Genomic DNA, 21,218 nt, shown 5'->3' on the forward strand with positions numbered 1-21,218 from the left:
CATGGCAAAAATGTACCAATTGAGCAGTTGCGCCACCTGTCAGCGGATCCGCCGCGAGCTGGGCGACCAACCTGAGCTGGAAGTCATCAACATCAAGGAGCGGCCCATCACCGCCGAAGAACTCGATTTCCTGGCCGCCCACGCGGGCAGCTATGAAGCCCTGTTCAGCCGCCGGGCCATGAAGTACCGCAGCCTCGGCCTGGCCGATCAGGAGTTGACCGAAGACGATTACCGCCGCCTCATCCTGGAGGAATACACCTTTCTGAAGCGGCCCGTTACCGTAGTGGGCGACCAGGTCTTCGTGGGCAGCGCCAAAAAGACGGTGGCCGCCACCAAAAACGCCCTGAACGACTGATGCCGGACCGCCACATCATCACCGAATATTTTCGCCAGCTGCAGGACAGCATCTGCGGCAGCCTCGCCGCGGCCGATCACGCCGACTTTACGGAGGACGAGTGGGACCGCCCGGGCGGCGGCGGGGGACGGGCCCGGGTGCTGCTCGGCAACGACATCGAAAAGGGAGGCGTGAACTTCAGCGCGGTACACGGGGAGCTCCCGCCGGCCGCCGCCGCCAGCCTCCTGGCGGATGCGGAGGAAACGGCCTTCTACGCCACGGGGGTCAGCATCGTACTCCACCCCCGCAACCCTCACGTTCCCATCATCCACATGAATGTCCGCTACTTCGAACTCGAGGGCGGGCGGTTCTGGTTCGGCGGCGGCATCGACCTTACCCCCCACTACATCGATCGTGAGCAGGCCGCCTGGTTCCACCAGCAGTTGCGCAACACCTGCGACGCCTTCGACCCGGCCTACTACCCCCGCTTCAAGCAGTGGGCCGACGACTACTTCTTCATCCCCCACCGCGAGGAAACCCGGGGCGTCGGCGGTATCTTCTACGACCGGCTGGAGCCGGCCACGGAGGGTAAGACGAAGGCCGAGCTTTTTGACTTTACGGCGGCCGTGGGGGAAACCTTTGCACCCACCTACCTCCACCTGCTGGACCTCAACCGCGACAAAGCAGTAAGCGAGCAGGAACGCCGCTGGCAGGAGCTGCGCCGCGGGCGCTACGTGGAGTTCAACCTGGTGTGGGACCGGGGCACCAAGTTCGGCCTCACCACCAACGGCCGCACGGAGAGTATCCTGATGAGCCTGCCCCCCCTGGCCGGCTGGACCTACGATTACCGCCCGGAACCGGGCAGCCGGGAAGCCGAAACCCTGAGCCTCCTGCGGAAGGGGGTGGACTGGTAATTTCCCCAATTCAAGCCCCGCCCCATGAACCAAGCCTTCCAGAACCGCCTGCGCAAAATGGCCCGCCACTACGACAAGTGGGCGCGGCGGCGCGGGCTGGAAGCCTACCGGATCTACGATGCGGACCTGGATGAGTTCCCGATCACGGTAGACCGCTACGCCGACAGGCTCTACGTGGCCGTCTACCAGCGGGGGGAGGATATCGAACCCGAAGCCTATCTGCCGTACCTGTCCGACACCCTGGACGTGCCCGAATCGCGGATATTCTTTAAGGTGCGGCAGCGGCAATCGGGTAAGGCCCAGTACGAAAAGCTGGACGCCCGCCAACAGGAATTCCCGGTGCGGGAGTACGACCGGACCCTGCTCGTCAACCTGACGGACTACCTCGATACCGGCCTCTTCCTCGACCACCGGGAAACCCGGCGCATGGTGGGGGAAGCCGCGGCCGGCAAGCGGGTGCTGAACCTTTTCGCCTACACCTGCTCTTTCGGGGTATACGCCGCTACCGCGGGTGCCGAGCGGGTGGACAACCTCGACCTGAGCAATACCTACCTCGACTGGGGCCGCCGCAACTTCGCCGCCAACGGACTGGACCCGGCCAACTATGGCTTCCTGCGGGAGGATGCGCTACAGTGGCTGAGGGGGGGCGTCACCGAGCGGTACGACCTGATCGTTCTCGACCCGCCCACCTTCTCCAACTCCAAGATGATGGACGACGTACTGGACACCCAGCGCGACCACGTAGAACTGATCAACGGCGCCCTGCGCCGCCTGCTGCCGGGGGGAATGCTCTACTTCAGCACCAACTACCGCCGGTTCAAGCTCGCGGAGGAAGCCATCGCCGGTACCGCCCGGGAGATTACGGCCCAGACCCTTCCCCCGGATTTCCGGAAGAAGAACCTGCACCGCTGCTGGACGATCACCGCCTACTCGTAGTTCTCCCGGAACCACTCAGCGTAACCACCGATGGAGCGGGCCTTGAGGATTTCGCGGTAGTTCGTCTGGGAAACCGGCAGTACCTGGTAGCCTTCGCCGCTGGCGGCCAGAAAATCCTGGCTGTTCTCCTGGGTATTGCGGTAATACTTCAGGGCCGCCTCTCCGTCGCGGAAGCGCCGCATGACCAGCATGGGGGTTTCGTTGCTGGGGCCGATGTAAATGGGGGTCGATTTGAGGCGGTCGGCCTTGTTGTACTTCTGGTTGAAGTTTTCCAGGTCCACCTTCAGGTCGTTCAGTCGGGCGTCGGTATTCTCGAAAACGATCAGCACATAGTGGATCTCGTCCATGCTGGCCTTGAAACTGGTGTTGGCCGCGGCTTCGGTGCGCCCGGGTACGCGGGTGGCCGATTCCCCCAGGAGGCGGAGGATTTCCCGGGCCCGGGTTTGCTCGGGGGTATTGTTGTACTGGTTGACCACCTGCTGAAGTCCGCTCACGTAGGCGGCCCGCCCTTCGAGTTTGCCGGCCACCATGGCGCTGAGCAGGTCGTAGCGGGCGCGCAGCGCGTGTTGCTCGGGCAGGCTGCTCAGGGAGGCGTTGATATGGCGGCGCGCCTCGTCGTAGTTCCGGTTTTCGAAGGCTGCGTAGGCGGCCTCGTAGGCGCGGCGGCGGCCGGCTTCCTCGTCGGCCATCTCGTTCACGAAATTGGGGTCGTTGGCCAGGCGGGCGAACTTGGTCTCTCCGTACCGCTGTGCCAGGCGTTCGGCGTAGGTCCGGGCCTGGGCGGCATTCCCCGCTTCCTGGTGCAGGAGGTAGAGGTAGTACCAGCTTTCCGGCTCGTAGGTGGTGCCGGGGAACCGCTTGTCGAGCGTTTCGAAGGCTTCGATGGCCAGGCGGGTATTGCCCACCCGGTCGCGGTACTCCCGCCCGAGGTTGAAGTAGGCTTCGGCCAGTTCGGCCCGGGTGGCCTGCTGGGCGGCCTCGTCGGTGGGCACGTCGGCCAGGATGCGGTTGATCTCGTCCTCGGTGACCAGGGTGACGGGCTCCGTACCCGGCACTTCAGTGGCGGCGTCGCCGGCGTCGGTGAAAAGGCTCACGTCGGTGCGGTTGCTGCGGCGCCAGTTGTCCTCGAGGGGGCGGTCGCCCCAGCGGCGGGTGAAGTCGCGGCGCCCGCGGCGGATGGCCTGGTTGTCGTAGGCCCAGAAGCTGCTGCCGGTGGCCACGGCGGTGGCCGAGGCGTTGGCGACGGGCAGGCTGCCCCGGGTGGCGGGGGTGCTGAAGTTGGTAGCGGAGCTGGTAGCCCGGCGCAATTCAAATACCTCCTCGGCCCAGCTGCGCCGCTCGGCATCCGGCAGCGTGCCGATGCGCAGGAGGCTGTCCTGGAGGGCAATGGTTTCCAGGTTGGTGGACACTCCCGTGAGTTGGTCGCGCCGGCCGCTGGTTTCGGGGTAGCGCACGTCGGTCTGGGCCATCACCTGCAGGGTGCTGTCGTAGTACAACTTGGCGGTGAGAAAGTCTTCCTGGGTGTAAGCCATATCCCCCAGCAACTGGTAGGCCTCCACGCGGGTGTTGGGGCCACCGGAGGGGCTGTTGAGGGCCCGGCGCAGGTATTCGGCGCCGGCGGTTTCGTCGCCGCTGTTCAGGGCGATGCCGGCCATGGCGTAGAGCAGCTGGCTCTCGTAGTCTCGGTTCTTTTCCTCCCCGGCCATGCGTTCGAGGTCGCGGATCGCCTCGGAGGGGCTGCCGCTGCCGCTCAGGTAGGCGTTCTGCGCCATATTGATGCGCGCACCGAGTTCAAGTTCGTAGGCGGGTTTGGCGGCGATCACCGCGCGGAAGGCGTCAATGGCACTGCCCGGCTGGTTCAGTTCCTGGTAGAGCTGGCCGGCGATGTAAGCGTAGCGGGCGCGCTCGTTGCGCTCCTCGGCTACTTCAGCGGCGGCTTCGAGGTAGGGAATGGCTTCCTCCAACCGGTCCTGTTCCAGGTAGAGGTAGGCCTGTACGGCGATGGCCTTGCGGCGGACATCGGCGAAGGTGCCGCGGTCGTTGCGCAGGTCCTCAAGGATGATCTGGGCGCGGTCGAAGTTGTCGCGCTTGATGAGGGTCCAGGCCAGCCACAAGCGGATCTCCTGGTGGGCGGGCCGGTGTTTGAGCAGGTAACTGCCGGGGTTGGAGCCGTAGGCACCGCTGCCGGCCTCGTCGGCACCGCGGTTACTGAAGATGGAGATCATGCCGATGGGGCCTTCCTCCAGTTCGGCTTCCTCTTCCAGGGCAACCGTCTCCGGCTCGTTTTCCAGGGCGGTGGTGTCCTGGGCGGCGGGGGTGTTGGTGGAGGGCAGGCGGATTCCCTTCTTCCGGGCCCGAATCCTGGCCTTGCGCTCCCGTTCCCTTTCCTTCTGGGCGGCCTTTTGCTCCTTCTTGCGCTGCTTGATGGTGCGTTCCCGTTCCCGCTGGGCGTCGCGGCGGGCCTTCAGCCGGTCGCGGCGCGACTGGGTCTCGTTGGTGGCTATTTCGCGGCGGCTCTCGAATTCTTCCTCGGCGGATTCTTCGGAACCGGATTTCCCTTTCCCGCGCTTGGGCCGGGGGCGGAACTCGGTGACGGCGAAATCCAGGGTACGCTCGGCGCTTTCGTAGTCCTGCTTGAGGAGCTGGGCCTGCCCGACCAGCAGGTAGCTGTCGTCCGTCCAGTTGCTGAAGGGGTGTTTCTTGACTACGATGGCCACCTTTTCGATGGCGCGATCCAGCTCCCCGGCTACCGAGGCGGGATTGTCGACCGCCAGGAAGGGGAAGAGGTCCAGCCGCTGGTTGTAGTTGTCCTCGTGCTGCTCACTGAGCGACAGGAGGGTCTCGTCCATGATCTCCCGGGCGTTGAAGTAGCCGTTGTAGTGGGCGTTGGTGTTGTGCCACGCCTTGGCGACGATGCCCTGGTCTTCCCGCCGCTTGGTCGGCGAGCAGGCCGCGATCAGCAGCTGAAAGGCCAATAGAATCAAAAAGAGCCGCGTTAGTCTCAAATCTTATGGTTTAGTGTTTGCCGGCCGGTCCGCCCTTATCTTTGCCGGCGCTCCCCGAGCAAACGTTCGCAAGGTACCGTAAAGTGTGACTGAGTGTACCGGGCGGCGTGGGCTGGCGGGTTTTGTCGTTGCACCTGCGTTCCCGCCACCCCCCGGCGGACGTGCAACCACGGAAACGTATGGAAAACAACATGGAGGAGAAAAGCGAAAACGCTAGCCGCTGGGAACAGTTCCGGCGCAGCTTCCGGGAAGGCTACCAGCTGGTGGTGCGCGGGGCCCACGACTACCGGGAACTGGCCACCTATAACCTCACGCCCCTCAACATCTACATCGGGCTTTCCACCTTATTTCTTCTATCTACCGGACTGGTTTTCCTGCTCATCATATTCACCCCCCTGCGAGAGTACGTCCCCGGCTACGGCGACGTCATCGAACGGCGGGAAATGGCCGAACTGGAAGCCAGCGTCGCCGAACTGATGGAACTGGTGGAGGGACAAAACCTCTACATCGACAACCTGAAACGCACCGTACTGGGCGAAGCGGTCACCGCCGACAGCGTAGAGAACCAGTCGGTAGCAGCCGGAGTAACCGGGGAAGTGACGCCCCTGCCCCCCTCCCCCGAGGAGATCCGCCTGCGCCAGGAACTCGAACGCGAGCGCGCGGGACAGCGGGAAGCCACCGCGGCGGCCGCCCCCCTGCCCACCTCGGGCAGCAACGCCGTGCCCCTGGCCCAGGTCTATCTCGTGGCGCCGGTACACGGGGAGGTGAGCGCCGGTTTCAACCTGGCCACCGACCATACCGGCGTCGACATCCTGGCTCCCCAGAACACCGCCATCAAGGCTACCCGCGCCGGGATCGTGTTCCTGTCGGAATTCAGCAACGCCAACGGCAACGTGATCGGCATCCAGCACGACAACAACCTCATCAGCTTCTACAAGCACAATTCCAGCCTCCTCAAGCAGGTCGGCGACCGCGTCCAGGCCGGAGAAGCCATCGCCATCATCGGCAACACCGGCACCCAGAGCACGGGACCCCACCTCCACTTCGAGCTGTGGCACGAAGGCCGGGCGGTGGATCCTACTGCGTTTGTTAGTTTTTAGTTGATGGGTTTTTGAGTTTTTGGGTCATTGGGTTGCCTTCGCTTCTTGACCTTCGGTCGGAGATCGACAGCGATCAGGAGTTCCTCAAAGCAGTGGTGAGCGAGCCAACCTTAACCCCTTGACCCCTTAACCCCTTTGCTCTTCAGCTTGAGATCGACGGCGATCAGGAGTTCCTCAAAGCAATGGTGAGCGAGCCAACCTTGACCGCTTATCCCCTTAACTCCTTGCCCCCTTTGCTCTTCAGTCAGAGATCGACGGTGATCAGTAGTTCCCCAAAGCAATGGTGTGCGAGCCCCCATTCACCCATTCACTCCTTCACCCATTCACCCCTTGCCCCCTTAGCTGAGCAAGCTATAAAGCAGCTGCACCGCCAAAATCTTCCCGATCAGCACCACGGGGAGCATGCGGGTATAGCCGATGGTGGGATACTTGTTGCCGGCCTGTTCGACGGCGAATTCCAGTACCGCGGGCTGACTGCCCACCATGCCGCCCAGGAAGCTGAAGGGGATGCGCAGCACCCGGTAGCCGATCACGATGGTGGCCACGGTGGTGATGACGGCGATGGCCCCGCCGGCGAGGAAGAGTTTGAGGCCCAGGTCCGTCTGCAGGGTCTGGTAGAAGGTCTGCCCGGAACGGATGCCGATGCCCGCCAGGAGGAAGATGAGTCCGAGCTGCCGCAGGGTGAGGTTGGCGCCGTAGGGAAGCGTCCAGACGATGGGACCGGTGCGGCGCAGCTGTCCGAGCAGCAGGGCCACGATCAGCGGTCCGCCCGCGAAACCCAGGCTGAAGGAGTAGCCCCCAGGCAGGGCGAAGGTGATCATGCCCAGGAGGAGGCCCAGGGTGATGCCCAGTCCGAAGGAAAGCAGGTTGACGCGGGATAGCGCCTCGTAGCTGTTGCCGAACACCCGGAATACCTCCGGCAGGTCATTGCGATGGGCCACCAGCAGGATGCGGTCGCCAAGTTCGAGCACGGTATCGCCACTGGCCAGGAGGTCCATGTCGCCCCGCTGCACCCGGGTGATGAGAATGTTGAACCGCTCCTGGAGGTTGAGGGAGGCTATGGTCTTGCCGGCGATCTCTTCGTTGGAAACGAAGATGCGGCGGACATCAAAAACCGAACGGTCGTGACTCAGCTGCCCCTCCGCCGGTGGCCCCACGAAGGCCGCGGCCTCGTCGATGGCTTCCTGGGGCCCCACCAGTACGATCAGGTCCCCGGCCTGCGGCGTGCTGTCCCAGGTGGTCAGGGTGGTATGGCCGTCGCGCAGCATCCGCCCGAAGACAACGCCGAGGTGGTGGTCGCGGCGGAACTCCCGCAGGGTGCGGCCGATGATTTCCGGGGATTCCACCTTGAAGGTCTGGCTCACGAGCTTCTCCCCCATCGGGTAGTCCTTCTGGAGGCTACGGAATTCGGCCCCGTAATCGATGCGGTACATTCGCTGCAGGGCGAAGATGCCGAGCATGACCCCGAGTACGCCCAGGGGGTAGGCCAGGGAATAGCCCACTACGGCCTGTTGACTAACGGCGTCGCGGACGTCGAGGGGGGCGTTTTTCTGAATGGCGTCCAGGAGGCCCGCCAGGGCCGGGGTGTTGGTACTGGCTCCGGCGTAGAGTCCGCTGGTGGTCGCCGCGTCAAACTGCAGCCATTCGCCGATGCCGTAGGCGAGCAGGGCGGAGAGTGCCACCGTACCCGTGGCGAAGTAGATGTCGCGGAACCCGTTGCGCTGGAAACTGGCGAAGAAAGCCGGGGCGGAGGTGAGCCCTACCGTGTAGACGAAGATGGCCAGCCCGAGAAAGGTGATGAACTGGGGCACTTCCAGTCCCGGATCGAGGGCGCCGAAGCCCAGGCCGACGAAGAGGACGGCCGCTACGCCCAGCTTGAAACCCCGGATGCGGATCTCGCCGAGGCCGTAGCCGATGGCCATGACGGTGAACAGGAGCAGCAGGGGGGAGCGGATAAAGATTTCGACCATGGGCGGGGGGGGGGAGTTGTCGGAAACAGGGCCGCGGTCGAAGGGGTTCACCCGCGCTGGGAAAGGCCGCGGAAGTATCCGGCCGCCTTGGCAATACGGTAACGATGGCCGGGGTGGCCGGGTTGCAGGAAAAGGAGCAGGCTGCTGTACACCAGTTTGGTGAGCATACCCAGGGTATGGACCACCCCGGGTGCGGCGCGGCCCTTGTAGATGCTGGCGTGGAAGATCCGGTCGCTGGCGTAGTCGGCCGTCACCATTCGGGCGGTGACGTGGTGGTCCACGGCGGCGCGGCGCACGAAGACGGATATCCCACCCAACTCCCGCAACCGCTGCTGGGCGTCGGTTTCCTGTCCGCGGGCCCCACTGCTGGCACCCGGTCCGAATTCACCGCTGAAGTTGCCGGCGGCGCGCAGGTCCCGTGCAAAGCAGGCCCAGCAGGCGCCCATGAAGTAGGTGAAGGAGGTGAGCACCCGCAGGTCCTTCCCCCCGGAGTGGTCTACCAGCCGGGCGGAGGGGGGCAGGTAGGGTACGACGGCCGGTTCCGGGGCCACTTCGTAATCCGGGTGGAGCACCCCACCGAAGAAGTGGCCGGGACCGAATTCCGCCGCGGCCTTCCGGAAGGCGGTGACCGTGCCGGGGCGGACGGCCACGTCGTCGTCCAGGAAAATGAGAAAGGCGTCCGCGGGGAGGAGCTCCAGGGTGGCGTTCAGGGCCAGGCTTTTGTTGCCCGCCGGGAAATGGTGGTAGCGGACCGGCAGCCGGGGGGCGTAACCGGCTGTCAGCTCCTCCGCTACCCGCGACCCGTTCTCGATCACGTGGAGGGTACAGTCGGTGAGCTCCGCCGCCATCTGGTCGAGGCTGTCCAGGCAGCGCCGCAGCAGGTTGGCCCGCTGGTGGGTGGGCAGCAGCAGGTGGATGGGTCCCGGCGCGGCGCTCACGACAGCAGGGACTTGAGGGCAATCTTGCCGTAGTAGCGCGGGTTCACGCCCAGGGCCGGCCAGAGCTGGTGGAGGGGGTTCATCTGCTGCTTTCCGGAGCGGATGGCCGACCGGTCGAAGTCCGGCGAGGGCGTCCGGCCCGCCACCAGGTTGATGCAGGGGGTCTTTTCGGGCTGGGTGACGTACTGCCAGTCGGTAGATACGTGGTGGGGGTGCAGCCCGGCCCGCTCGGCGGCCTTCACCACCGATTCCTCGCTGAAGAAATTGAGGTGGGTCAGGGGCTCGCGCAGGTGGGCCCATTCCAGCCAGGCGCCGAGGGGGACTTCCACGTAAATTTTGCCCGTGGGCGTGAGGAGTTCCCCCAGCGACTGCAGCAGTTCCACGGGGTGGGTCACGTGCTCCAGGGTATGCAACAGGAGGATGAGGTCGTAGGGGCCACGGTTGGCCACTTCCTCGCTGAGTTGCTGGCCAAGGTAGCGGATGCGGTCGTCCTCCCGCTCGTAATCGATATAGTCGGCTACGTAGCCCCGGTGGCCGGCGTCGATCAGGGGAGAAAGGAGGAAGCCCTCGGCCCCGCCGTAGTCGAGCACGCTGGCCGCGGAGTGGGGCAGCAGGTCGAGCAGGAAGGGGGTAGTGCGGCGGCGGCGCTCCTCCAGGTGGGGCGGGCGGCCCCGTTTGCGGCGGTGGGCCAGGTCGAAGGCCGCGATCTCGGCGTACTTGCGGTCGAGGTCGGCCGGCGACAGCCGCGGATTGGTGAAGAGGAAGCTGCAGGCGGGGCAGCGGGATACGTCGACCGTGGCCTGGCCGTCGGGGGCCCGGGCGATCAGATCGAGGTATATCCGGTTGAGTTCGGCGGTGCGATCGTTTCCGGCGGACTTGCGGAAAGTGAATTGTTTTTGGGTCTGCAAATGATCATCTTTGCAGACCGGGCACTGGGTAAATCGCTCCAATAAACTATCGTTTGTCGCCAAAGGTATGACTTCCAGCAAACTACACCAACGCATCCTTTTAGTGAGTTACCGCTGGTGTCCGCAGGGAGGTGTCGGCACCCGGCGGTGGAGCAAGTTTGCCAAGTACCTGAGCCGGCAGGGGGTGACTACCGAGGTGGTCTGCGCCGACTATCCCTTCCGCGACCGGGTGAACTGGTGCGCCGACGTGAGCGGCAACGACCGCATCGTCCGCTACCCCACCCCGGCGGGCTATCCGGACTATCTGCGGCAACCCCGCCGCGGCATCCTCGTCAAGATCGGCTCCCGGGTACTGCAGCGCACCACCCACCCCATCGATACCGCCCAGGGCTGGGGCCGGCACTTCGTCCGCCAGTGCCGCCAGCGGCTGGACAGCGGCACCCCCTTCGACGCGGTGATCCTGACCGTGCCCTCCTTCTCGGCCCTGATGCCCTTCGCGGAACTGGCGGCCGACTACCCCGGGGTGCGGTTCATCGTGGATTACCGGGACCCCTGGACTTACTTCTTCCCCGACTACGGGCGTACTGAAAGTCCGGAGCGGGAGCGGTATACGGCCCTGGAGGGGGAAGCCTTGTCGCGGGTGGACGAGGTGTGGTTCACCACCGAGGAGCACCGCCGCGACTACTCCCGCCGCTTCCCGGAATCGGACCTCAAGTTCCGGGTGCTACCCAATGGCTACGACCCGGAAGATTTCCCCGACGCCACCCGGCTGCGGCGCGGCAACATGATCGCCGTATGCCCCGGCACCCTGATCCGCGAGCGCATGGAGACGCTGGCGAACCTGCTGCGCGGGCTCGTCCAGGTGGACGACCCCGTGCTGAACCAGCACTTCCGCATCCACCTCTACACCAACGAGCGGCCCGCCCTGGACGACTACGAGCCCGGGGTCCGGGAGGCCTACGCCCGCTTCGTCCGGCTGCACGACGTGGTTTCCCCGCCCGCCATGGCCCGGATCCTGGCGGAGTCGCGCTTCGGACTGGTGCTCCACGACGCCAACTACACCCAGACGGTGCCCATTAAACTGTACGACTTCCTCGCCGCGGGCTGTGAGGTGATCTACCTGGGCCCGCCTACGGAGGTCAGCCGCCTGCTGGAGGAAAAGGGACACTTCTGCGCCACCGACGCGGTGGACACCATGGTCCCCCTGCTGCACCGGCTGGCGGCCCGGCACCCGCGCACCGCCGCCCCCGCGAACGAATTTCCGCAGTACGCTATTCCGGAGCTGACGGAGCGGTTGCTGCTGTTACTTACCCGCCAATAGCGACTTATACAGGGTAGCCAGTTTTTCTCCACTGTTCGCGACGTTGTACTCGGAAGCGACGTGATGGACAGCCGCCTTGGAGAACCGCTGGTAACTGTCGTTCGACATATTATAAAATGCAACAATTGACTTGGCCAGTGCCTCCACGTCCTTCTCCGGAGACAACAGCCCCGTCACCTGGTCCAAGACTTCGTCGGGTATATCACAGTGCCGGGTACTGATGACGGGCAGTCCCGCTGCCTGAGCGTCCAGAATGACGACGGGTGCCCCCCCCTCGCAATCGTAATTCTCGGCGTAACAGCTGGGATGAATAAATACGTCAAAATCCTGCAGGTAAGTAGAAAGCCGGCTGTAGTCAATGCTAGCAACCAATTCTACGGCATGGCTAAGCCCGAGCCTTTCGATGGCTGTAACAACCTCTGCTGCGACCAACTGGTCTTCAGGCCTTTTTGCACTGCCGACAAGGGTGAGCCGTAATCCGGGGCAATGCGGCAAGGCTTTGGCGAAGGCCCTGAGCGAATAGATGTGGCCCTTTTTCTCGGTGTAGTTGGCAATTTGAATCAACCGGAGTTGCCCAGAGTCCTTGTTGCCGACCTGGGGCGTAACCTTTCCTGGTTCAATGCCTAGTTTAATAACGTGGATCTTGTGTTCGGGGCAACCATAGTCCGCCAGAATGCGTGCCCCGTTGTTCCCCTCGCAGACAAAGGCATCCGCCTCGACAAACAACTGCCGATAGGCCGACATAATGGACGGGTCGGCCCGGGGTGCCATCTCATAATCGTAGCCGTAGAAGGAAACGACGTGGCGGCATCCCGACCGCTTAATCAGGTTCTTCTTACCAATAGCTACTGTGGCAAAGTGAGAGTGTACGATGTCCACCCGGTGGTGCCGCAACTCCTGAAGGTAGGCGCTTTTATGGTACGCTAATACCAGCTTTTCCACGGCGGTAAGAACTCCGTATAGCCAGCGTTCACGCCAGCCGCGCCCTTCCGCGTACCTGCGTCTGGCATCGTTCAGTCCCGGCAATCCATCATTCAGGTAGGTAATGTCACCGGAATAAAAGTTGGTTTTCAAGTATTCACTGGCGTACACCAATGTCTTGGTTGCTGGGGTATGCCTTACCAGCTTGTATGCCCAGTTCTGGGAGGTCGGCAGATAGGCGTAAAAATTATGGAGGACGATCATGGAAGGACAGTCGAAGTTCAGTATAGGGCTATCGCTCCCTGAGGATGCGATAGAGGTACGCCAGTTCGTCCAGGCCGAACACGAAGGACAGCAGAAGATACGCCCCCGCCCCGGACAGCACCAGTGACAACAGCCGCGCAAGATCCGGCCAGTTATGGAGGTAAACGTAGTCCAGCAACCATACGGCCAGGGCCATGGTTACTGCCGCCATGAACATCGGGAAGAGGTTCCGGCAGATTTCGTAAAGGGACAGGTCAATGAGTTTTCCCATATAATGAAACATGGCAAAGGCCACCGTCGTGGAGCTGATCAGGTAAGCCCAAGCAATGCCGGTTAGATCTCCCAAGTACAGCCCTACGGCCATGGAGGCTACCATCACGACTTTGCTGATGACCCCCGTAACGAACTGCAGTCGGGTCGCTCCCTGGGAAAGGAAGATGTTCCCCTCGAGGGTTGATATGGACTGTACCGCGCCGAGGGGGGCCAGAATTTCGATCACCGGCACGACCCCCATCCACTGGGGGCCAAGCAGCAAGGCGATGAAGGGTTCGGCAACCACACACAGCCCGAACATCATTGGGAAGGTTAGGTAACCAATGACCCGGGTGATGCGCAGGTAAATCCTTTTAATCCGCTCCTTCTCGTCCTGAATCTGGGAGTAGGCCGGAAACATGACCCCGGAGATCACATTCGAGATGTTGCTCAGGGGAAGCAGCATTAGAGTATACGCCCGGGAATAAACCCCCAGTGCACTTTCCCCAAGTACCTTGCCCACCATGAGGTTGTCGGCATTCCTGGTCCAGTAGTTCAACGTCTGCGAGCCCATGAGTGGCAGAGAAAAGCTCATCATCTCCCTGATGGCGGATCTTTCAAGAATGAACCCGGGCCGCCAGGAAGACACCAGCCAGATGCCAAGATTAGTGCAGAATATGGTGGCGTATTCCTTGGCCACCAGGCTCCAGTAGGACAGCCCCGACAGGGCCGCGCCGATACCTACCCCGCCCCCTACCAATTGGGCAACAATCCGGATGAGGGTCAACTGCTTGAACTCCATCCGCTTGCGCAACAGTGCCTCCTGTACCAAATTGAAAGATTGGAACACGAAGGTCCAGGCAATAACTACGGTAACCAACCTCAGTTCCGGTTCCTGGTAGAACCTGGCAATGAGCGGCGCCGAAACACTCAGCACGATTGCAATGAGTACGCTTACCGTAAGGTTGAGCCAGAATACGCTGGACCAGTGGCGTTGGTCCGAGTTCTTGTTCTGGATGATCGCACTGGTGAACCCGAAGTCCACAAAGACGGTCCCGAAGCCTGTCAGGACGGTTACCATGGCCACCAGGCCGAACTCGGAAGGAGATAGCAAACGAGCCAAGACGATCCCAAGGACGATGGTGGTGACCTGCACTACACCCCGGCTGACCGCGTTCCACTTGAGGCCGCTGATGGTCTTGCTGCGAAATGGATTACTCATCGCAGCGGTTTTCCGCTACCCGCCCGCCCTTACCCCTTGGGAAGCGGGTGGCCGAACTGTCGTATGGAGTTCTCACTATCAAGGCTCGTGTGAACCGTTGCGGGGCACAACATAAGAGTGGAGCAGTTCCGGGTGATCCTCGAGAAAAGGGTGATCCTGATCGGTGACATCTCCGATAATTCTCGCCGGACAGCCGGCCACGACTTTACAGGTGGGGACGTCCCGGGTGACGATGGCGCCGGCCGCGACCACTGCATAGTCGCCGATGGACACCCCCGGCAGCACTTTGCAACCGGCCCCCAGGTAGACATAGCTGCCAATGCTCACCGGTTTCTTGAAGTATCCTACCTTCTGATCTTCGGGTACCCGGATGTATTCCTGACCGTACAGCCGGATGGCGCAGTGGCTGCTGTGAGAAAACACCCCGGCCATGGCGGCAATCTGGGTTCCCTCCCCTATCGTCAAGCCACCGGTGGCGTCCAGTACGCAATAGTGCCCCACGTAAATGTAGTCGGCCAGCCTCATCCGATCAGGATGATAAAGAACCGCCGTATTGCTGACCCGGGTATTTGGATAAATGGTATACGTCCGGGGGTCATGGTAGGGCCTTACCATGCGCGGTTGCACCCGCTGATCGATAAGGCGGTAGATGCCGGTAAGGGCAAGTATGCGTTTGACCAATCGTTTAAGCAGGGTAACCATAGTACATCTCGATGGCACTGCACACGCGATCGACCTCAATCGTGGTCAACCCCACATAGAGGGGAAGTCTGAGCAGCCTTTCGCTCTCTCGGGTGGTGTGGATATCCTGCCCGTGGAAGGTCCCGGTAGCGTGACCGGCGATGGCGGAGTGCAAAGGAATATAGTGGAACACCGTGTAGATGTCCCTTTGTTTCAGAAATTCAATCAACTCCTGCCGTTCCTCGATGTCCCGACACTTGAGGAAGAACAGATGGCCGTTATGACTACTCTCGCCTGTTTCCGCAAGGCCAATACGTCCGGTTTTGGCCAGGGGTTGAAGCCTCCGCTGGTAATGCGACCAGATTTCCCTGCGGGTGGAGGTCACCCGATCAGTCTCCAATAGTTGTCCGTACAGAAAAGCAGCATTCAATTCGCTGGGCAGATAACTTGAACCTTTGTCAACCCAAGTGTACTTGTCTATTTCCCCCCGCAGGAATTTGGTGCGGTTGGTGCCCTTTTCCCGGATAATTTCGGCCCGGTGGATGAATGCCGGATCATTGATCAACAAGGCGCCGCCCTCCCCGCAGTGAATGTTCTTGGTATCGTGGAAACTGATCGCCCCCAGATGACCCAGGGTTCCCAGGGCCTTCCCCTTGTACGTAGCCCCTATGCATTGGGCGGCATCTTCGACGACGTAGAGACTGTGCCGCTGAGCGATATCCAATATGGCCCCCATATTACAGCCTACGCCCCCGTAATGTACGGGAACAATTGCCTTGGTTCGGTGGGTAACAGCGGCTTCGATAAGCCGCTCGTCGATGTTCATCGTTTCGGGATGAATGTCGACGTACACCATCTTTGCTCCCCGGAGCACGAAGGGATTGGCGGTGGACACAAAAGTGTAGGATGGCAAAATCACCTCGTCGCCCACCTGAATATTCAGCAACAGGGCAGCCAACTCCAGGGCGTGGGTACAGGAGGTAGTCAACAGTACCTTCCTGGCGGAAGTTTGGGTTTCCAGCAACTGATGGGCCAGTTTCGTGTACTTCCCGTCACCGCTCAGTTTCCCGCTTTGAATGGCATCCTGCATGTATCCGACCTCCGTGCCGGCGATAAAGGGTACGTTGAAGGGGATTTTGTTCATGGGAATGCAATGGGTTTACCGGTGGCTAGGGGCTAGAATTGGGGCAGTGCAAAGATGGGGAAAAAGTGGGACCCCCCGCCCCTAGCTCCAGCACAGCGTACACCGGCGAGGGCGTAAGCTTCCCGGACCTAATGGTTCCCGGCCTCCAGCCGTTAATAGACCGGCCGGGTGAAGGGTGGACGCGCATGCGGCCCGGTCTACTTCCCAGGGTTGACGACCATCACCTCTCCTCGGAAGGTTTGTGTGCTTCCATTCGCGGTCACCACCTCAACAAAGTACACATAGGGATTTGAGTCTACTGGTTTGCCCCGGAATGTTCCGTTCCACCACTTATCGGCGTCGGCAAAGTCAAAATCCTGGGCCTGGTAGATTAACTCTCCCCACCGGCTGTAGATTCGGTACTCCGCAATCCGTACCGCGACCCCGTTACCCTTGAATATGTCGAATACATCGTTTACCTCATCGCCATTAGGTGAAAACGAACTGGGAATGTAAATGCTTTCCTCACAGTTGGTTTCGAATTCCGGGTCATTCCTTTCCAGGCAGATCCCGCAATCATCGATTTGGGCTGTTCCGTTAGGGGTTCCCGCGCAATCCACGCAGGACTGATTGAAGGTAGAGTCGCTCGGTTCAAGGCACTCTCCGCAGTCGTCCACGACAGCACTGCCGTTCACCGTGCCGGCGCAGTCAAGGCAACCCTGGTTGAAGGCTGGGTCCGTGGGTTCCAGACACTCTCCGCAATCGTCCACCACCGCACTTCCATTCACGGTGCCGGCACAGTCAAGGCAACTTTGATTGAAGGCGGAGTCGGTGGGTTCCAGACACTCTCCGCATTCATCCACGACCGCAGTTCCATTTAATGTTCCTGCGCAGTCGGTACAACTTTGGTTGAAGGCAGGATCTTCTGGTTCCAGGCAGACGCCGCAATCGTCCAGAATGGCACTGCCATTAACCGTACCGGCACAGTCAACTTCCACTAACTTCAGGTCATCGATTGCCGGCCCACAGTGACCTGGATTCTGGCTGGTGAAGGTTACCCTAGTTTGATTGGACGAAGCCACAAAAGAAAAGACTTCCTCCCGCCAACCCATATTCTGGGATCCCTTTCCCGTAACGTCAAACCGGTACGTCCGGGACGAATCGTTCGCGATTACCAGAAGTTCCTTAACCGGCGTGTCGTCGCAATTCGGGTTTCCCGCAAAGGCAAATTGCAGGTAGTATTGCTCTCCGGCAGTGGTATTGATTACCGTAGATACCGATCCGGGTTCGGTGCCATTCATATCGAAGCTACGCCGCCCATCTGCCGCGGTCCAGTAAGTGCCGATGTAATCGATGCTACCGGATTCTACCGTCCAGTTCGTTACGGATCGGTCGCCGGCGAAGAGTCGAATGAAAGAGCTACCTGGATTTTGCGTGGCTTGTTCCACACTACCATTTACTACGCCTTGACCGGCCAGTGCCACTGGCATCACTAGTAAAATGAAGCAGGTAAAAAGTTTCCAATTCATTCGTGAGAGAAGCTGCTAAAGGACAAAGCTGTTTTTTGGAAATATATACCAACTTTTCGCAAATCCTATGTCGCTGTTACGGGGATAGGGCAATTCGCCCTTGTCAAAAGAACTAGGATTGATCCTGATACGGTATGCGTCTGTCGCTGAGAAATGCTCTACCCTGGCAATAGTTAGGCCAGACTTACCCTACCTCTCTCGGATGTCGCCCCTTCCTTAGCATGAGACACCCCGGCACCTTGGGCTAAAAACCAGCCGATAAGCACCCACAGTCCCCGGAAATTAAGAACGTCTTTGAATACGCTGGAAATCAGGAACAGGATGAGCAGTGCCCCCACGACCGTGATCTGCTTAGGCCAGTAGGCGAACAGCACGGCGACCAAGGTTATCAGAGTGAGGAGTCCCAGGATGCCCGTTTCGGCAATTGTACCCGTCCATACGGAGTGGGGGTCGAACGGTCCGAATGCAGGTGGCAATTCTCCGGGGGGGACCGCCCCCTGAGAAAAAGTTGCGAACTGTCCCGGCCCCACTCCTAGCCAGGGGTGCTGCTGTCCTACCCGGAGGGCCGCCCGCTTGATGGGCAGATAGACACTTTCTACCAGATGATAATCGCCAACAGAAACCAGCGTGGAATTACCAAGGTAGCTCGTTGGGTGGTGGCCTGATTCCGAGTCGACTACCAGGTAGTGGGTACCGAGAACCAACACGATACCCAACAGTACACTTCCCCCTACCCTGACTGCGGCGGGAGAATTGGACAGCAACAGAAAGCCGGTAAGCACCAGCAGGAGTTCCTTGCTCAGGGTAGGCAACATCGCCATCAGAATGAGGCCAACCGGCCACAAACGGCCCCGTCCGCGATGCCAGTCTCCAAGGGCGATCAACAATCCGGGCAGGGTGAGCATCATCCACATCCCGTAGGTGTTGCCAGTCGCACGCATCCGGTATACCTCTCCCAGATAGGGGTAATCGGAGAACCGTTCGACCCAGTTCAGCTGATCCGGTACGCCCACCATGATCAGCGCATAGTAGGCCAGCGCAGCAGCTGCAGTGATCACGGTACCCCACTTCCACCAAGCTTCAAGTTGTCCCGGCCCGTAGCGATACAGGTGGGCAACCGTGAGCAGGGCAAGCGCGGCCAAATACCCGCGGGAACCGGCTTCGAGTACTGCCCCCATTTCCCCGGAAGCAAATCCGGATATGACCCCAATGACCACGTACAGACCCGCGGCTGAGGAAAAGGCCGGGAGCCTGCGGACGGAGTCGAAAAGCTCCTTACGAAAGAGCCACAGCAAAGGAAAAAACAGGAGTTCCGTCAGTTGAACCTGCTCCCAGGGCGATGGGAAGGATAACAGTCGCGGGAACAAGGTAGCAACGGCAAAAAGAGGAAGCAGGAACGGCTTCATCACTCAGGACTTGCGCGGAGAGGGCTACCAACCGGCTGGTTCTCCAGGTATTCCGCCATCCGCGCGAGATCGGCTGACCAGGGCACCCGGCCGCCGCCGTCGCGCCATTGCTGGTAGCAGCCCAGTAGCCAGTCGGCCGGGGAATGTCCGGTAGCGAATACCCGGCCGGCGCGGCTGCCCTCGATGATGCGTCGCAGTTCGGGGTCGCCGGGACCATTGACCAGGGCCATGACTGGCCGGCCAGTGCCGAGATAATCGTAGAGCTTGGCGGTAAGTACGCCGTAGTAATTCGGGGCCGACCAGTTCAGCAGCAGCAGCATCTGGGCCTCCTCCTGCAGCTTTTGCGCGGACGCGGGTGCAATGTAGGAGCGGGTATTGCAGTGTACGTGGGGGTGGAGATCGGTGGTCCATTCCGTCCAGAGGCCGTCGTCCTTGCCGCGGTAGATGAGTTCCACGTCGTCGGGGTCGATGGCCCCTTCGGCAATGAGTTCGTTGAGGGCAGTAATGAGCGGCCGGACGGTCTGCAACTCCACGTACAAGCTTCCGGTGTAGACGATAGTGAAGCGGTCGGTGCGGGGGTCAGTAGTGGCCGGTGGCAGGGCGAAGAGGCGGTTCCGGCGTACCGTGGCGGCCGGATGTAACTCCCGCAGGTACTGCACCTGTCCCTCGGATACGCCCCATACCTCATCGGCGCGGCGGATCACGCGGCGGGCCCACCAGCGCTGGAGGGCGGGCCACCATACGTCGCGGCGGACGGGGTCGGCGTGGAGGTCGCGGAAGTCCGCGATCCAGTAGAGGTGGGGGAAGCGCTTCTTGAGCCGGCGGGCGATGAGGTGATCGGACCACGGCCGGAAGGAGGACACCAGGGTGGTAATCCCCTCCCCTTCAATAAGCCGCACGGCTTCCCGGTAGGCAGCGCGGCGGTAGAGCGGGCCACCGTCGTCGGTGAGGTAGAGAAAGGGGAAGGACTGGCGGAAGGTCAGCAGCGGGCCGTAAGCTTGTTTGCGAAAGCTTCCGTGGGGCAGGGTTTGAGCGGGACCCGAGCCGCCCAACAGACTGCGCAGGTCACGAGCCGGCAGGGCGATGACCTGCAAATCGGGCAGATCCTCCCCACTGAAGTTGCGGTCGGCCCGGATAACGAATACCTTTTCGTAGTGCTTCCGCGCCCAGGTGGCTAAGTGCCCCAGTCGCCGCCCGGCCACGGCGGGGCGCGGCGGGAAGTAGTTGGCCAGAAAGAGGATCTTGTTGGCGGGCACGGTGGAGGGTTAAGGGCACGAGCGTTCCGGCCGCAAGTTAGTCCGTCGACCGATTTCGCCTGCTGCCGGACTAAAACAACCCCGTGAACGGGGTGCCCCGCTGCATGGCAACGGTGGCCTTCTTGCCCATTAGTTCGTCGTAGTGCTTCGGGGCCAGGCCATCGCCCGGGCGAATCACCCGGAGGTTTTCGGGCGTGAAGGTTTCCCCGGGAGCGATGTCCTTGACCACGTAGATGGAACGTTTGAACTGACGGCTCTTCTTCTCGGCCTTCTGGGTGTCGAGTTGGATATGGCCTAAGCCCTGCCAAGCACGTTCAGTTTCTGTCACGAGGGCTTTGAGTTCCTGGGGCTCCAGGCTGAAGGCGCTGTCCACTCCCCCGTCAGCGCGACGTAGGGTGAAGTGTTTCTCAATTACGGAAGCGCCCAACGCGACGGCAGCCACCGAAACGCCTATACCCATGGTATGGTCGGAAAGGCCCACCTTGCAATCGGAGAAGATGTCCTGTAACACCGGGATGGTCCGCAGGTTGGTGTTTTCCGGGGTGGCCGGATAGGTGCTTGTGCACTTCAGCACACAGATTTGCGTGGCACCGGCCTCACGCAGAACCCGCACAGATTCATAAAGCTCGTCCAGTCGCGAGGCACCGGAACTGATGATGACGGGCTTACCGGTAGCGGCTACCTTGCGCAACAAGGGGTGGTGGGCACTCTCGAAAGAGGCGATCTTGTAAGCGGGGACGTTGAGATCCTCCAAAAAGTCCACGGCGGTTTCATCAAAGGGGGAAGAGAAGGCTACCATGCCGAGCTCTTTAGCTCGGTCAAAGATTGGCCCGTGCCATTCCCAGGGGGTGTGGGCCTCCTTATATAGATCGTAGAGGTTTTGACCACTCCATAAGGAATCCTTGTCTTGGATGTCAAACAGTCCGCCTCGGTGGTCAATGGTAATTGTGTCGGCCGTATAAGTCTGCAGTTTCAGCGCATGAGCGCCAGCTTCCGCAGCAGCTTCCACCAACTCCAGTGCGCGATCCAGCGACTGATTGTGATTGCCTGACATTTCGGCGATGATGAAGGGGGCAGCGTTTGTACCGATGTTAAACCGGCCAATCTTGAATTCTTTCATTTTACAATTGATTGAGGT

The 21,218-nt window shown here is 61.2% G+C and carries 17 protein-coding genes; 5 read left to right on the forward strand and 12 right to left on the reverse strand.

Annotation, left to right across the window (positions count from 1 at the left end):
* Position 1 precedes the first annotated feature (1 nt).
* From CGL56_RS15240 to CGL56_RS15250, 3 genes are read left to right on the forward strand one after another with little or no spacing between them, the layout of a single operon-like run.
* Positions 2-355: an arsenate reductase family protein gene (locus tag CGL56_RS15240; protein ID WP_099107443.1), complete on the forward strand. Its 354-nt coding sequence runs from the start codon at positions 2-4 to the stop codon at positions 353-355.
* Positions 355-1,248: an oxygen-dependent coproporphyrinogen oxidase gene (gene hemF, locus CGL56_RS15245; RefSeq protein ID WP_099107444.1), complete on the forward strand. Its 894-nt coding sequence runs from the start codon at positions 355-357 to the stop codon at positions 1,246-1,248. Before CGL56_RS15240 ends, hemF begins: the two co-directional genes overlap by 1 nt.
* Before the next feature lie 24 nt (positions 1,249-1,272).
* Positions 1,273-2,184 (forward strand): class I SAM-dependent methyltransferase, encoded by a 912-nt coding sequence (locus tag CGL56_RS15250; RefSeq protein ID WP_099107445.1) that lies wholly within the window; start codon positions 1,273-1,275, stop codon positions 2,182-2,184.
* Here the strand turns inward: CGL56_RS15250 and porW are convergent.
* Complete coding sequence (gene porW, locus CGL56_RS15255; RefSeq protein WP_143470748.1) at positions 2,175-5,189, reverse strand: type IX secretion system periplasmic lipoprotein PorW/SprE; 3,015 nt, start codon at positions 5,187-5,189, stop codon at positions 2,175-2,177. The genes CGL56_RS15250 and porW overlap by 10 nt on opposite strands.
* Before the next feature lie 179 nt (positions 5,190-5,368).
* Here porW and CGL56_RS15260 point away from each other — a divergent pair, with 179 nt between their 5' ends.
* Complete coding sequence (locus tag CGL56_RS15260; RefSeq protein ID WP_099107447.1) at positions 5,369-6,289, forward strand: M23 family metallopeptidase; 921 nt, start codon at positions 5,369-5,371, stop codon at positions 6,287-6,289.
* 338 nt (positions 6,290-6,627) lie between these two features.
* Here CGL56_RS15260 and CGL56_RS15265 read toward each other — a convergent pair whose 3' ends face one another.
* The 3 genes from CGL56_RS15265 to CGL56_RS15275 are packed head-to-tail and all read right to left on the reverse strand — an operon-like array spanning position 6,628 to position 10,105.
* Positions 6,628-8,259 (reverse strand): aspartate:alanine exchanger family transporter, encoded by a 1,632-nt coding sequence (locus CGL56_RS15265; protein ID WP_099107579.1) that lies wholly within the window; start codon positions 8,257-8,259, stop codon positions 6,628-6,630.
* A gap of 47 nt (positions 8,260-8,306) precedes the next feature.
* Positions 8,307-9,197 (reverse strand): glycosyltransferase family 2 protein, encoded by an 891-nt coding sequence (locus tag CGL56_RS15270; RefSeq protein WP_167641628.1) that lies wholly within the window; start codon positions 9,195-9,197, stop codon positions 8,307-8,309.
* Positions 9,194-10,105, reverse strand: coding sequence for a class I SAM-dependent methyltransferase (locus tag CGL56_RS15275; protein ID WP_167641629.1), 912 nt, complete (start codon positions 10,103-10,105; stop codon positions 9,194-9,196). Before CGL56_RS15275 ends, CGL56_RS15270 begins: the two co-directional genes overlap by 4 nt.
* A gap of 103 nt (positions 10,106-10,208) precedes the next feature.
* Here CGL56_RS15275 and CGL56_RS15280 point away from each other — a divergent pair, with 103 nt between their 5' ends.
* Complete coding sequence (locus CGL56_RS15280; protein WP_167641630.1) at positions 10,209-11,426, forward strand: glycosyltransferase; 1,218 nt, start codon at positions 10,209-10,211, stop codon at positions 11,424-11,426.
* On the opposite strand, the gene CGL56_RS15285 is transcribed toward CGL56_RS15280, so the two are convergent.
* The 8 genes from CGL56_RS15285 to pseI all read right to left on the reverse strand — a co-directional run bounded on the left by CGL56_RS15285 (position 11,409) and on the right by pseI (position 21,200).
* Complete coding sequence (locus tag CGL56_RS15285) at positions 11,409-12,611, reverse strand: glycosyltransferase (RefSeq protein ID WP_099107451.1); 1,203 nt, start codon at positions 12,609-12,611, stop codon at positions 11,409-11,411. The genes CGL56_RS15280 and CGL56_RS15285 overlap by 18 nt on opposite strands.
* A 28-nt stretch (positions 12,612-12,639) precedes the next feature.
* Entirely contained in the window at positions 12,640-14,085 is a 1,446-nt protein-coding gene (locus CGL56_RS15290; RefSeq protein WP_099107452.1) for an MOP flippase family protein, read from the reverse strand.
* 78 nt (positions 14,086-14,163) lie between these two features.
* The gene (locus tag CGL56_RS15295; protein ID WP_167641631.1) at positions 14,164-14,610 is read right to left on the reverse strand and encodes an acyltransferase; all 447 of its coding nucleotides are present in this window, start codon (positions 14,608-14,610) and stop codon (positions 14,164-14,166) included.
* A 160-nt stretch (positions 14,611-14,770) separates the two neighbouring features.
* On the reverse strand, positions 14,771-15,910 hold the full coding sequence (rffA, locus tag CGL56_RS15300) for a dTDP-4-amino-4,6-dideoxygalactose transaminase (RefSeq protein ID WP_099107454.1): 1,140 nt from the start codon (positions 15,908-15,910) through the stop codon (positions 14,771-14,773).
* A 197-nt stretch (positions 15,911-16,107) separates the two neighbouring features.
* A complete protein-coding gene (locus CGL56_RS15305; RefSeq protein ID WP_099107455.1) occupies positions 16,108-17,418 on the reverse strand; it encodes a choice-of-anchor C family protein in 1,311 nt (436 codons plus the stop codon).
* A 173-nt stretch (positions 17,419-17,591) separates the two neighbouring features.
* The gene (locus CGL56_RS15310) at positions 17,592-18,824 is read right to left on the reverse strand and encodes a hypothetical protein (RefSeq protein ID WP_099107456.1); all 1,233 of its coding nucleotides are present in this window, start codon (positions 18,822-18,824) and stop codon (positions 17,592-17,594) included.
* Complete coding sequence (locus CGL56_RS15315) at positions 18,824-20,080, reverse strand: glycosyltransferase family protein (RefSeq protein ID WP_099107457.1); 1,257 nt, start codon at positions 20,078-20,080, stop codon at positions 18,824-18,826. Before CGL56_RS15315 ends, CGL56_RS15310 begins: the two co-directional genes overlap by 1 nt.
* A 70-nt stretch (positions 20,081-20,150) precedes the next feature.
* Complete coding sequence (gene pseI / locus CGL56_RS15320; protein ID WP_099107458.1) at positions 20,151-21,200, reverse strand: pseudaminic acid synthase; 1,050 nt, start codon at positions 21,198-21,200, stop codon at positions 20,151-20,153.
* Positions 21,201-21,218: the final 18 nt, after the last annotated feature.

It is taken from the genome of Neolewinella marina (assembly GCF_002631205.1).
GTDB classification, from domain to species: Bacteria; Bacteroidota; Bacteroidia; order Chitinophagales; family Saprospiraceae; genus Neolewinella; species Neolewinella marina.